The organism is Bacillus sp. JJ1566 (genome assembly GCF_036962685.1).
Taxonomy (GTDB): Bacteria; Bacillota; Bacilli; order Bacillales; family Bacillaceae_L; genus Ferdinandcohnia.
The window spans coordinates 23,807-37,294 of sequence record NZ_JBALOP010000006.1 but is presented as its reverse complement, the minus strand read 5'-3'; the positions used below and the strand labels follow the sequence as shown (position 1 = coordinate 37,294).

Annotated in this window: 9 protein-coding genes and 2 pseudogenes; 5 read left to right on the top strand and 6 right to left on the bottom strand. The window is 38.3% G+C overall.

Features of this window, described 5'->3' with window-relative positions:
• The first annotated feature begins 40 nt into the window (after positions 1-40).
• On the top strand, positions 41-781 hold the full coding sequence (locus V7112_RS04100) for a TraX family protein (RefSeq protein WP_335415834.1): 741 nt from the start codon (positions 41-43) through the stop codon (positions 779-781).
• Between the two features lie 10 nt (positions 782-791).
• A complete protein-coding gene (locus V7112_RS04095; RefSeq protein WP_335415831.1) occupies positions 792-1,931 on the top strand; it encodes a M15 family metallopeptidase in 1,140 nt (379 codons plus the stop codon).
• Positions 1,932-2,056: 125 nt separating this feature from the next.
• Here V7112_RS04095 and V7112_RS04090 read toward each other — a convergent pair whose 3' ends face one another.
• Positions 2,057-2,899 carry a hypothetical protein gene (locus V7112_RS04090; protein WP_335415829.1) on the bottom strand — a complete coding sequence of 281 codons (843 nt, stop codon included), beginning with the start codon at positions 2,897-2,899 and terminating at the stop codon, positions 2,057-2,059.
• Positions 2,883-3,443 carry a sigma-70 family RNA polymerase sigma factor gene (locus V7112_RS04085; protein WP_335415826.1) on the bottom strand — a complete coding sequence of 187 codons (561 nt, stop codon included), beginning with the start codon at positions 3,441-3,443 and terminating at the stop codon, positions 2,883-2,885. The genes V7112_RS04090 and V7112_RS04085 overlap by 17 nt, the downstream gene beginning before the upstream one ends.
• A 313-nt stretch (positions 3,444-3,756) precedes the next feature.
• Between V7112_RS04085 and V7112_RS04080 the strand changes: the two genes are divergently transcribed.
• Entirely contained in the window at positions 3,757-4,299 is a 543-nt protein-coding gene (locus tag V7112_RS04080) for a D-lyxose/D-mannose family sugar isomerase (RefSeq protein WP_335415823.1), read from the top strand.
• Positions 4,300-4,378: 79 nt separating this feature from the next.
• Here V7112_RS04080 and V7112_RS04070 read toward each other — a convergent pair.
• The 4 genes and pseudogenes from V7112_RS04070 to V7112_RS04055 all read right to left on the bottom strand — a co-directional run.
• Positions 4,379-5,116 (bottom strand): annotated as a pseudogene (locus tag V7112_RS04070) (hypothetical protein); the annotation flags it as partial.
• 54 nt (positions 5,117-5,170) lie between these two features.
• Positions 5,171-5,698, bottom strand: a pseudogene (locus V7112_RS04065) (peptidoglycan recognition protein family protein); the annotation flags it as partial.
• A 170-nt stretch (positions 5,699-5,868) separates the two neighbouring features.
• Positions 5,869-8,517 carry a tetratricopeptide repeat protein gene (locus tag V7112_RS04060; protein ID WP_335415819.1) on the bottom strand — a complete coding sequence of 883 codons (2,649 nt, stop codon included), beginning with the start codon at positions 8,515-8,517 and terminating at the stop codon, positions 5,869-5,871.
• A 206-nt stretch (positions 8,518-8,723) separates the two neighbouring features.
• A complete protein-coding gene (locus V7112_RS04055; protein WP_335415817.1) occupies positions 8,724-9,491 on the bottom strand; it encodes a hypothetical protein in 768 nt (255 codons plus the stop codon).
• Between the two features lie 201 nt (positions 9,492-9,692).
• On the opposite strand from V7112_RS04055, the gene V7112_RS04050 reads away from it, so the two are divergent.
• Together V7112_RS04050 and V7112_RS04045 are read left to right on the top strand one after the other, a co-directional pair.
• Positions 9,693-11,708: a penicillin-binding transpeptidase domain-containing protein gene (locus tag V7112_RS04050; protein WP_335415814.1), complete on the top strand. Its 2,016-nt coding sequence runs from the start codon at positions 9,693-9,695 to the stop codon at positions 11,706-11,708.
• 240 nt (positions 11,709-11,948) lie between these two features.
• Positions 11,949-13,488: metallophosphoesterase (locus tag V7112_RS04045; RefSeq protein WP_335415812.1), on the top strand; the 1,540-nt coding region annotated here is incomplete at its 3' end.

The window sequence follows — 13,488 nt, the reverse complement described above, 5'->3', positions numbered from 1 at the left end:
GGGACCTGTCCCCGTGTCCCGAAAGTGAGGGGGATATCACATGCAATATACTACTTATCAAAGGGATTTGACAGAATCTACGACCTATCATAAGGATTTGTCTTCGAATGCATTGAAGTATATCGCACTTATTGCGATGTTTTTTGATCATCTTGTTGCGGGTTTTATCCCTCAGGAGACGTTAGCTGGGTTTGTTTTACGTATTCCTGGAAGGGTAGTTGCGCCGATTTTTTGTTATTTTATCGCAATGGGATATTTTTACACATCCAATATTAACAAGTATATCGAGAGACTGGTTATTTTTGCAGCTATCTCTCATTTTCCGTATGTATTATACTTTAAATTACCATGGTGGAAGACAACGAGTGTCATGTGGGGTTTAGCGTTGGGATTAATTGCTTTGACTATTGTCAAAAGCGAAAAACTCTCGATTTATTTGAAGCTTGCCCTTGTTTTTGTATGTTGTATGCTCGCGTATCCAGCTGATTGGAACTACGTTGCTGTTTTGTGGATCGTATTTTTCGGCATTTTTCGAGGACAATTAAATAAACAAATCCTCAGCTTTATTTTCATAGGGATTTTTGTGCACATCATACCTGAAATCACTAACTTAGGTTGGCACCACGCATATCAAATTGGAATTTTCCTAGCCATTCCATTATTGGTCATGTATAAAGGAAGACGTGGGAAAAAATCAAACCTATTAAAATGGGGCTTTTATGTCTTTTATCCATTACATTTAATCATTTTATATATGTTAAAATACATTGTTTTTACCTAGTGGAGGTAGTATGAAAAAAGTAATTATTGCACTTATATCGTTAGTATTCGTACTGACAGCTTGCTCATCATCAGTTGTGGGAGAACCAATTGTTGAAGAAGCCAAAGAAGCATTTGTACCTGTTCAGGAACCAGCCCCACTAGAAGAGCTAGAGCCAATCCCGACTCCTGTCAACTACAAAGGGGATTTGGAATTGCCGATTGATGGGGCAACCGGTTATGCATCAATCGATTTAAACTTAAAAACATCTCCAGCTAAGGATTCCGAAACGGTTGAAATGCTTAAAGCAGGTACTGCCTTTACCATTTTAAAAGAGGAAGGAAACTGGTGGTTTATACAAAATGCTTTTACAGTAGGATGGGTCGATAATACGTATTGTTTCATCAACCTTCCCGATGTGATTCCTTCTATTGTATATGATAACAGCAACACCTATTCTTCCAAATTCGTTTCATCCGGGGCAGCTATTCCAGGAATAACTGGACAAGCTTTATACGAGGGTAAACCATTTAATGAGAGACTTGGAAAAGAAGAATTTATTGTTCCTGTCTTATATTCCATGTCAAAAAAAATATATCTCGCCCAGCAAGAAGCATTAGCAAATGGGAATACATTAGTCATTTATGAAGGGTATCGGCCATACTCCACTCAAAAAGCGGTGGTAGAGGCATTGACCAACTTAGCGAATGTTGATATTGATGTGATGGCGGGTATCAACACAACTCCTTGGAGCACAAATTGGTTTATCGCTACAAGTGTTTCAAACCACCAAATGGGTTATGCGATTGATGTGACTTTGGCTAAAATTAATTCAGAAGAAGAGGTTGCAATAGGTGAATACTTAGTAGATGAAATCACCGATTACACCGAATATACAATGCCAACCCCAATACATGAATTAAGCTTGGCGTCTATTACATTTACCAAACCCGTTCCATCGACATCTCCAACTGCATGGAAAACTGCCAGATTAGCAGATTCAATGAATGAATCAGCCATTACACTTCAAACCTATCTAACTAATGCAGGCCTAACGCCTCTTGCTTCAGAATGGTGGCACTTCAATGACCTAGACGCCATGAATGCAACAAAAGAACATCCAAGCGACGGAGAATACCTATTAACTGAAAGCTTAAGCGTAACTCCATAGTGGGACAGAGGGACAGGTCCCTCGTCCCAATGTATAATGAACCAATTCAAAATACTTCTAACCTGTCCTTGTGATAAAAAAAATCCCGCCTTTACCAGAAAAGCGGGATTATTAGAAACAGGGGCTTATTTATCCGTGGACTCTAACGGAGTAATAACGCCTTGTTCTAAAGAGTAATGGAAATTTGGATCCTCATACCCTAACCATAGCCCATACCGATTATTTCCATAGGGTTCTATTTTAACTATCATTTGTTTTTCAGGGGAGTGAAATAAGAATGAGTCTCCCATCTGGTATTTTGGGCCGCTAAACTCATTTAAGATATCCTCTAAATCTAGTGAACCATTATAGTGAATGGTGCTTGCCTTATCTTGATAGTAACCTATATACATATCATCATATTTTGTTGTAGTATCGTAGAAGCCGTCTTCAGGATCTGTTCCATTAAAAAGCGGTTCCCCCAAAATTGTAATAACCTCGCTCGAAGACATTCCTAATGTGATGTCCCTAATATAGATAGTGCCATCTTTAATACTAATAAAACTACTTGATTCTTCATCTGGAACAGCTGGTTCCTCTTTTTCCTCTTCGGATTGCTGTTCATGATTCGTGTCCTCTGTATGTTCATCTACATCGTTTTCTTTATTTTCATCCTCTTCAATGTCCTCAATAACCGGCACTTCTTTTTCATTCAAATGATTATCCTTTTCGGGATGGTTTTCGCTGATGTTATCTTTCTCCGCACCTGGCTTGTTGTTTTCAAAGTCATTCACCATCGGAGTGACCAGTAGTACCAATAAAACGAGGACTCCGGCTAACGACGCATAGTATCCAATTTTTGGCATTTTCTTATGATTCATTCTTGACAAACTCTCATTAAGTCTCTGTTTCTCTTTTTGCTTAATCTTTATTTCGTTCTTAAAATAGGTATGTAGCTCTTCCTTAATTTCTTTATCGAATTGATCCATACTCAACACCTTCCTTAAGCAGTCTTTCTTTCAGTTGCTGCCTTCCACGTGCCAATCTGGCTTTCACCGTATTTACTTTCACATTTGTAATCTGACTAATTTCATTCATCGATAAATCTTGATAATAAAAAAGAATCAAAATGTCCTTATAAATCGAAGGTAGCTGGGAAATAGCCATTACAATTTGATTGGATTCCACTGATCTCACATATACATCCTCGGCTCCTTTTTCGGCGGAGTGAATAAACGGCTCCATAAGAGGCTTATATATGAGATTTCGGAAACTCCATTTCCGCTGATAATCCTTACACTTGTTAATTGTGATGCGAATCAGCCATGTTTTGTATTGCGCTTCCTTTCGAAAAGTAGAAAGATTTTTATAGCACGAAATAAACACATCCTGGATGATATCCTCACATTGGGCAAGGTCATTCACATACATAAATGCAATTCGTTTCAAATCATTTCCATACATATCAAAAAGCTGATTTACAAGCTCTTCATTCGATATCTCTCTCATTATCTCTATACTTTCTTCATTCACAACTTTCCCCCCTTACCCTTATTAGACGTATTCAAAACAAAAAGATATGCATTTTAAAAACTAATTCTTACACTTAATTGGGGTTACGAATATCTCCATAGATCTTTATGTACGTATATTTTAAAATCAAACTTGGTTTACGAATCCCAATTGGGCAGCTAGATACAACGTGTTTTTATACAGTGATAATGGAAGTGGGACAGTGGACCTGTCCCCTTGTCCCACGCCACATCTTCCTTCATCATTATGATATAGTAATTCTCCATTATTTGTCATACACTTGTATTAGATAATAAAGAATAGGAGGCTTATTATGATATCTCGCAAAGAGTTCGATCTCATTAAAGAGGAAACCTTGGAATACTTTAAAAAGTGCAAGATTGTTTTGACAGAGGAAGAGATTGCTAGAATTGAAATCGCAGACTATGGGTTAAATAGAGTGAGAGAGATAGGATTACAGTTGATGGTATACATCAATACTGAGCGCTGCTGCGCGAAGGACTTAGTGCTTCTTCCTAACCAGACTTGTCCTGAACATTTACATCCACCGGTAGGAGAATCTCCGGGTAAGGAGGAGACATTTAGATGCCGTTATGGAACCGTTTACCTATATGTGCCGGGACCAGCAGTGGACCAACCAAAAGCTACAATTCCGGAAGACAAAAAAGACACCTTCACTGTGTGGAATGAAATCGTCCTAAAACCTGGTGAACAGTACACCTTAGAACCAAATACCTTGCACTGGTTCCAAGCCGGGGAAGAAGGGGCAGTTGTATCCGAATTTTCAACGAAGAGTACGGATGAGTATGACGTTTTTACTGACCGAGAAATAAAAAGGATTCCTGAAATCATTTAGTGGGTCGAGGGTGGGTCGTGGGGACAGGTTCCTTGACCCTGGGAAAATATGGTGGGACGACGAACCTGTCCCCCTGTCCCTAAAATTGTAGTGCGCCGTCTGGGCCGATTTCGATGTTTGTGTTTTCGAGCATTTCTCCGTTGTTTTTTAGGGCGTAATAGGTTTCTCCTATTTGGATGATGCCGGTTTTCATTTCTCCGTTATCAGCAAGGTAGAACCATTTGTCATCTACCTTTTTCCATCCAATGGCCATATCACCATCTGGATTCAAGTAGTACCATTTTCCATCTACTTTAACCCAACCGGTTTTCATTTCACCGTTATCAGCAAGGTAATACCATTTGCCATTTACTTTTTTCCATCCGACGGCCATATCACCATCTGGATTCAAGTAGTACCACTTTCCATCCACTTTAACCCATCCGGTTTTCATTACCCCGTTATCGGCAAGGTAATACCATTTGTCTTTTACTTTTTTCCATCCGATGGCCATATCACCATCTGGATTCAAGTAGTACCACTTTCCATCCACTTTAACCCATCCGGTCTTCATTACCCCGTTATCAGCAAGGTAATACCATTTCCCGTCCACCATCGCCCATCCTGTAGCCATATAACCTTCAGGGTGTAAATAGTACCACTTCCCATTATCTTTTAACCATCCAGTTTTCATTTCACCATTATCGGCAAGGAAATACCAATTGTCATTTACTAATTTCCACCCAGTGGCCATGCTGCCATCAGGGTTAAGGTAATACCACTTACCCTCGTCCTTTAACCAACCGGTCTTCATGACTCCGTTCGAATCATAGAAATACCATTTATTAGTAAAAACCCATCCGGTTTGCTTTCCACTGCTACTGGAGTTTGCTTTACCTGCACCAAACGCATTGCTGACATCTGTTAAAAATTGGTCCCAGGATACTCCGTTTTTGTTTAATGCATTCTGTGGATCGGATCTTCTAGCGGGATCTAAATAACTGTGAGGAACAATATGTTTTTTGGGATCTAGATTAAAGGTTTGACAGAGGTAGGCATGGTACCAGACATAACGCTTATACGCTTCCTGAAAATTAATGGCACCCCCATGGCACAATTCCACACCAATTGCTGCATCATTTGCATCATCGCCAAACATCTGATTATCCTTCGTGATATCGTAGCGAACATGCCAAGCCTTTTCATTTAGAGGGATGATTTCCAGAATATATTTATCATCAATAAACGTATGTGCCGAAGCAGATGGTTGTTGATTATTAAAATAGTTCATATTTTGATAAGCTGTCGACCCAGGATTTCCTGTATCGTGACTCACAATAAACCGAACCCCATTTAGCTTTTGGCCAGACCGTGAATTGCCTAACCTAATATAATCTCTTGTTATATGGTAGCTCACCATAATTCCTCCCTTCTCAATAACATATGAAATTTCTGCCAATCCGTGTGGATGTTGGGGAGAGGCTAGGGGAGTGGAGGCACCCAACTTTCTATTGTTAAATCCCAATATAAAAAGGAACATAAGAAAACGAGCGATTTTTTGGGGTCGCTCGTTTTAGAAAGATTATAAAATTAATATCGTGTTTTTAACAGATGACCTAGATTACTTTTCTGCATAATACGTTCGTATTGGACAAGTCTAGTTTCGAATATTTTTAATGGGTCATAGTACATTTCCGGGTTTGACTTCATCTTTGCTAGGGTTTCTTTATCCTGTTCAGAACGGTTCGTTGTTTCGTCAATTGCCCGTGATAGTTCATCTAGTGGTTCTTTATAGAATAAGCTGACATCTTGCAGTAGTGATTTTTTGAAAAAGTCAAATTGCAGCCAAAACTTTGCTTGGATGGACTCAACAACATCGTTGTAGGATGCATTTTCCACATATTTCTTATACTGGTTGAGCATGTATGCTTGTTGTTTTTGCGGAAGCAAGCCCAACACTTTACCTGCACCTTTCAACAACACTTGAGCAGGATTGTGGCGAAGCATGATGTTTTCCTTTTCAATGTGAAGCTGATAGGTCATGCGACTAATGTCTCGACCCCAGTCCTCAACAATTTTAAAATCACATTGTAACTTAAGTTCATTTTTAGGATAACCCTCCGCAAGGGATTGTGTCATTTCATCTAAATAGTCTTGAGTTGCAGCTAATTTTGACTTCGCATTTTCGAGCCACTCCTGAAGTAAAGTAGAAAGACTTGGTACTATTTCTTGATTAAATAAATTCTGAATCTCGTCATTCATTTTTTCATTTAACTCAATGTGAAGTTGATTGAGGTTGCTATCTTCCTTTATATACTTGGAGCAATCTGAGATAATCTGTGGTATCTTCTCAGAAATGGTGCGTTTTACCTCCTCGATGACTGCTGAAAATGATTCAACCGTCTCGTCACTCTGCTCTGATTCTTTATCCCGAAGGCTATTCGAAAATCCAGCAAGTCTCGTATTGTATTCTTCATTATGGGCGATTAACTCTATAAGTTTGTTTTCAGCATCAGCCCGTTTTTTCAAAAGGCTGGAAATGACTTTTCTAAGTAAAAATAAGATTTTACCAACACGATTGTTAATCGGGAAACTTGTTTTTAAATCACGTAAGGAATCCCCATTTTTATTGGAATGGAAAACAGCATCCGGGAAGTATTCCTTCATTTTTTCCGCGTCGAACATATTACGCAGTAAAAAATGGACCGGAGTATCCTTTGCGCTGAGTTTGATTTGTGTGAGATAATCATAATCAATATCTAATAGTTTCTCAGCATCACTTACAAATAATATTCCATCTACCACTGGTAAAAAGCCGAACGTCTTTCTTTTCTCCATAAAATACTCATTCAGCCCCGTTGTATTGAATCGTAGTCCGAGTTCAGGTAAGTGTGGAGATGGCAGCGATATTTCCACTATTGAATCAGGATGTTGGCTTTCCAACGGTGTGGTAAGTTGACTGCATCCTGTATCTGATACCTCAATGATTTCCTTCTTCTCCCTATATTGGATGCTCGTAAAATTGAAAAGAGATGGAGTTAAAATTTCTTCATCTACAATCGAATTAATGAAGGAACCTTTGCCCTTGCCAAGAATAAGTAGGTTTGTCGTTTCCTTATCAAAAAGTTGATTAAAGCCCCAAATTAACCGATTGCTACTTTCGATATTGTTTTTACGTGCCCAGTCAACGATGATATTCACGAAGTGGTGGCATTCATCCAAGGATAATGCTTGATTGTGCGCATTTTCTAGAACAATTTCAGCTTCCTTTACTATTACTGTTTTGATAGTCGAAGGAAAGATGTCATCCCACGCCAGGATTGCTGCAGAAGCTGTCAGTCCATTTGTTGCAGTAGTTGTATTCAACCAATTGATTAGTAATTTTGGCATCAATTGTCCAATATCACGTAATAAATAATTTCCAGTCGTTAATTCAAGATATGCTTCCTCAAATAATTCTGAGATTGTATACCAAGAGTCATATGGGTTAATTTCTATATCCTTCAAGATTTGAATAACTGCATGTAACCAACTTAAATATTGGTCCGTATTCTGGTAGCTTTTCCAAATGGCCATCAATAGTTGCTTAAATCGTGGCTCGTCAAGTTCATACAGCTTTTTCAACACGGAAACGAATGTATCTGGGGAATACGAAGAGCCATGTCCAGATAAGCTATAATCAATTAGAGTGTCAAACCATTCAAGATCCTGTGTCCGTTTAGCTTCATTGATGGCAAGTTCCATCGCATTTTTCCAATCCTCCTGCTCCTCATAAAAACGCTTAGCAATTGTTGTTAATTCAGGATAATTGGGATTTCCTTCAATGGCTTCCTGCATTACACGATAGGCTGCATCGAGCTTGTTATCCTCGAGATAAAGGGAGAATAGACTCAAAGAAACCTCACTCGTCAAGGTTTTATTTTTTGTAATAATCGAGCCATATACCTCTTCTGCATTTGAAAGCAAGCCAAGCTCATAGTATGCGTCCGCTATATTTTTCTTCGCCCATGGCTGAAGATCGTTCGTGATGCTTTCCCATTTATAAATTGCAGATTCATAATCTTTACAGTTAAAATAAATCTCACCTTGAGCAAAGCGAATATAAGATAAGTCATATAGCTCTTTTTCTTGCTCAGTTATGTACGCCTCACCGAGAATTTCCACTGGGTGCCGCTTATCATTTTCAAAAATAAATGTATGATAGTATGTTTTCGTGATAAAATCCTGCTCTTGTGTCATAAATAAACCTCCAAGCTATTGTGGGACAGAGGGACAGGTCCCCTGTCCCACTTTGTTCTTAAGGAAAAATATGGTGGGACGAGGGACCTGTCCCTCTGTCCCTATCATATATACATACGATGTGGGAGTGAGAATTAGGTCGGTGGATGGATGTGAAACATGGAAAACACCATCAGTTAATCGGAAGTACTGATGGTGTCCCTTTTTTAGTAACTGAAGTTTTCTTTTAAATAAGCAATATAGGCTTCATAAAATTCAATTTCAGAGTCCAAATAATATATCTCGTCCGGAATCCTTCTTAAATTTTGTAGTTCATTATAGTAAACATCTATTCGGTCTTGTATATCATCCATTTGCTTCTTTATTTCGGTTAGCTGACTTTCTTCTAAATTAGGCTGAATGGATTGTTGATAAAATACCTCAAGTTCAATTGTTTCCTTTTCAATTAGATTTTCTAATTCAGGAATACGATTCTCGATGAAGGCTTTATCGTCGGCTTTCTCCTTCTTTAATTGATTCAGTCTTTGATTTAGAATATTTAAATCCGTTGTAGCCCCTCCAGCGGTTCTATTTTTATAGGAAAAAGACTCGAGTCGCTCCGGTGGCTTTGGCTTTGACTTAGTTGTGGATTGCTTTTCTTCGGTAGTTTTTTGAGCATCAACTTTACTTATAGTCGCGTCCCTATTTGAAGGATTACTTGTGGATAAATTTTCGGTGTTTCCAGTTGTTTTTATCATATTATTATCAACTTTTGCAGGATTAGTTATTGTTTTATCTTGCACACCTTGATCCGTGAGATCTTCTTCTTCTTTCAAAGGATCAATTGGTTCCTTATTCACTTGTGTAGGTAGCTTTTTATCGTCTTTATTATTTACCTCAGTGTCAGCTTTTGACTCATCTTTTGCGATTTCTTCCTGTGCTTGACAACCTACCAGAATACCCATACCTAAAACTGTAATAAGCAGCTTTTTCAAGTGAATCCCCCTTGGTGATGAAAATGATTTAATGACTTAATGAGAATATCACGTTCTGGATAATAATTGGAAGAAGAAAATAATGTAAAACTTTTAGGTGTTGAGTATTTAAAACAAATCAGGACCTAAAAATAAACAAAACTATGTATAATGATGATAGTACCTTAAATTGGAAATAAAGTGAGGGGAGGAATTATAGTAATGAATCGTAACATTTTGTTATGGATTAGCCTCATAGTGAGTACAGCTTTACTAACAGGCTGTAATAACGATCCGAAACCTGAAGACCGTTTTCAAGCATTTATCTCTGATTGGGAAGAACATGATTTTGCAAAAGTATATAGTCAATTCTCAGAAGATGTTAAAGAAAAGGTAAACAAGGATGAATTCGTGGAGCGGTTTGATAAGATTTACAATGATATCGATATTAGTAACCTTAAAATCGATTTCAAATTTCCGGATGAAGAAATCGAACCTAACGAACAGGGTGAAGTTGCTTTAACATACAATCTTTCAATGGAAACAATTGCGGGACCCATTGAATTCACAGAAGAAGCGACACTCGTTTTAGAGGAAACGGAAGATGAAAAGAAGTGGACCGTGAGATGGGTACCAGCGATGTTCTTTCCAGACTTGGAGGAAGGGGATGGAATTGGCATCGAGCAATCATCGCCAAAACGAGGGGAAATTCTGGACCGCAACGGTGTAAAGCTAGCGGAAAATGGGCTTGTCTATGAAATCGGAATGGTACCACAAGACCTCGGCGAAAATAAAACGGCTATTATTTCAAAGGTCGCAGAGTTATTAAAACTAACACCTGAGTCGATTGAAAAAAATTTAAATGCTACTTGGGTTCAGCCTCATTATTTTGTACCGATTGCAAGACTTCCATTACAGGAACAAGCGCTTGCGACAGAGGTAACACAATTAAGCGGGGTGCTTTCAAAAAAGGTTGATTCTCGTGTGTATCCTTTTAAAGATGCAGCTGCGCATTTAATCGGGTATATTGGGACAGTAACCGCAGAGGATTTAGAAAAGCTTAAAGGAAAAGGCTATTCAGCGAATGATATAGTTGGAAAGAAAGGTCTAGAGTTTGTATTTGAGGACCGCCTAAGAGGAGAAAAAGGAGCACATCTCTACATTAAAAAAGGAAATGACGCTGAAAATGTTACTCTTGCTAAAAAAGAAGCAAAGGATGGCGAAACGATTCGCTTAACGATTGATATTGATGTCCAGCAAGTCGCACATGATCAGCTGGGCGGAAATGCCGGGGCGACAGCCGCTATCCACCCATTAACTGGTGAAGCACTTGCACTAGTCAGTAGTCCGTCATTTGATCCAAATGCCTTTGTATTAGGAAATGCTCCATGGAACGCATTAAATGAAGATCCACTTAAACCATTAGTCAACCGCTTTATATTGACCTATGCACCTGGTTCCACCTTTAAACCACTTACAGCTGGAATCGCGCTTGAGAACCAAGTGATTACCCCTGAAACTTCAATTGACATCACAGGGAAGCAGTGGCAAAAGGATAAATCATGGGGCGGATATTCTATCACAAGGGTTACTGATCCTGGAAAACCGGTGAACTTAAGAGATGCCTTTGTATACTCTGACAATATTTATTTCGCACAGGCTGCATTAGGTATTGGTGGAGAACGCTTTGAATCAGAATTAACAAAATTCGGATTTGGAGAACCATTCCCATTCGAATATCCTGTCTATGAGTCAAAGGTTTCAAATGAAGGCTTAAACTCTGATGTATTAACAGCAGATACAGGATATGGCCAGGGGCAGCTTGAAATGAGTCCAATCCATTTGGCAGTTTCTTTTACACCATTATTAAATTCTGGAAACCTGATAAAGCCGAAGCTACTACTTGATGAGTCGGCGGCTGAACCTGAGTTTTGGAAAGAAAATGTTTTAACTGCTGAAAACGCAAAAATCATTTTAGAAGATCTTGTGCAGGTTGTAGAGGACCCGAATGGTACTGCGAATGATGCGAAAATTGAAGGCATAAGGATTGCGGGAAAAACAGGTACAGCTGAGCTAAAAGCAACAAAAGATGAGGATGGCCAGGAAAACGGTTTGTTTGTTGGATTCAATACAGAAAATCCAAGCCTTTTAGTAGCCATGTTGATTGAAGATGTAAAAAACGGAAGTTATGATGTAACACCGAAGGTTAAGGCTGTCCTTGAGTCTGTTTTAAGATAAAGGAATAAAAATGATAATTATAGTGTGATAGTATTTGGAAAACGGATAAGAAATGTAAGGTTGTCAAGATTACCTTGACAGCCTTTTACTTTTAGGTTTGTTTCCGGAAGCTAAAGAATAAGAGGATGCTATTCTCCCGAATAAAATTGATGGCTATCTATTGTTATTGTAATATATGATTATGTATGAAGTGTAAAAAAGACTTGAAAACTATTAAATGAAGAAATATGAGGGAGAAAAATGAGAAAGATTACCTGCTCTATAATATTATGTTTTTCAATATTCCTTTTTCTAACCAACTCTGCCTTTGCTGAAGACCAAGTAATGGCAATGGAAAAACCTATTTTGCAGTTTCCAGTTATTAGTGATGTCCATATTGGAGGGTATGGTGCACAGGAAAGGGGGTTTGAGCACGCTTTAAAAACGTATAAACAACTTGCTCCGAATTATCAAGCTATTGCAATCGTTGGTGATTTGACTCAAAGTGGACAACCCTTCGAATATGATGGCTTTAATCAAATTTTAAATTATTTTTCCCTCCCAAGTGCAGAAAAAATTATAACAATGGGAAATCATGAGTTTTTTGAAGGACGTTATTGGCCAAAGCCAGAGCATACAGAACAATATTTCATCGATCGATTTATCGATAAAACAAAAATGCCTGGCTTGTATTATGACAAATGGATTGAGGGGTATCACTTCATTGTATTAGGTGGCGAAGAATCGCGAATTACCAACCCTAGTAATGGGGATGATGCCATTATATCTGATGCGCAATACAAGTGGTTGCAAGAAAAGTTAAAAGAGAATGCCGATCCAAGTAAACCGATATTTGTGTTCCTGCACCAGCCTATAAATGAAACGGTTTATGGCAGCGATGAATGGGGTAGTGAATTAGAAAAGCTAAATGAAATTCTACGCCAATATCCGCAGGTCATTTTTTTTACAGGTCATTCTCATAATCTATTAAATCATCCAAGAACAGTATTCCAAAATGAGTTCACGATGGTTAATACAGGTGCGGTAGCTTATGGATGGGTTGATGCAGGAAATTCTTTTGGGCTCTCTCAGGGATTATTGGTCAATGTTTTTGAGAATAAGGTTGAAATTAAGACAAGAGATTTTACGAAGAATAAATGGCTAGATTCATACACCATTCAAATCCCTTTTAAAAAAACGATTGATGAAACAATTCCTCCATATTTCGTAAATGAAGATGTAACTGTGGATGATATTAAAGAAACACAAGTCAAACTAACATGGAACGTTGCATTAGACAATGAAACACTTGTTGACCGGTATTATATTAAATTAGATGATAAAATATTAAAAACGGAGTATACCGAATTTTGGAATCCAACAACATTACCAAGAGAAATTTCTACTATTCTTTCTAACCTGGAAAGCGGTACGACATACACGATGGAATTAGTCGCAATAGATGCATGGAAAAACGCTTCGAAACCTGTTACGTTTTCTTTTAAAACAAAGGATTATAATGGCTGGTGGTTTCTCGATAATACGTGGTATTACTTCGAGTCGAATATAAAGAGGCAAGGTTGGTTATTGGATGATGGATACTGGTATTATTTAGCCCCTGATGGAGCGATGCAAACCGGTTGGATTGAAGAGAATGGCGTGGAGTATTATTTAGATAAAAGTGGGGCCATGCAGACGGGATGGCTAGAAATTGACAAAAAACAGTATTACTTTAATGAAAATGGAACCAAGCAAACCGGATGGAAGTATTTGAATGGAGCCTGGTATTATCTTGGTCAAG

Excerpts from the sequence above, each read along its gene's own strand:
- V7112_RS04100 (WP_335415834.1), top strand. The coding sequence starts at position 41 with ATGCAATATACTACTTATCAAAGGGATTTGACAGAATCTACGACCTAT.
- V7112_RS04095 (WP_335415831.1), top strand. The coding sequence starts at position 792 with ATGAAAAAAGTAATTATTGCACTTATATCGTTAGTATTCGTACTGACA.
- V7112_RS04090 (WP_335415829.1), bottom strand. The coding sequence starts at position 2,899 with ATGGATCAATTCGATAAAGAAATTAAGGAAGAGCTACATACCTATTTT.
- V7112_RS04080 (WP_335415823.1), top strand. The coding sequence starts at position 3,757 with ATGATATCTCGCAAAGAGTTCGATCTCATTAAAGAGGAAACCTTGGAA.
- V7112_RS04060 (WP_335415819.1), bottom strand. The coding sequence starts at position 8,517 with ATGACACAAGAGCAGGATTTTATCACGAAAACATACTATCATACATTT.
- V7112_RS04050 (WP_335415814.1), top strand. The coding sequence starts at position 9,693 with ATGAATCGTAACATTTTGTTATGGATTAGCCTCATAGTGAGTACAGCT.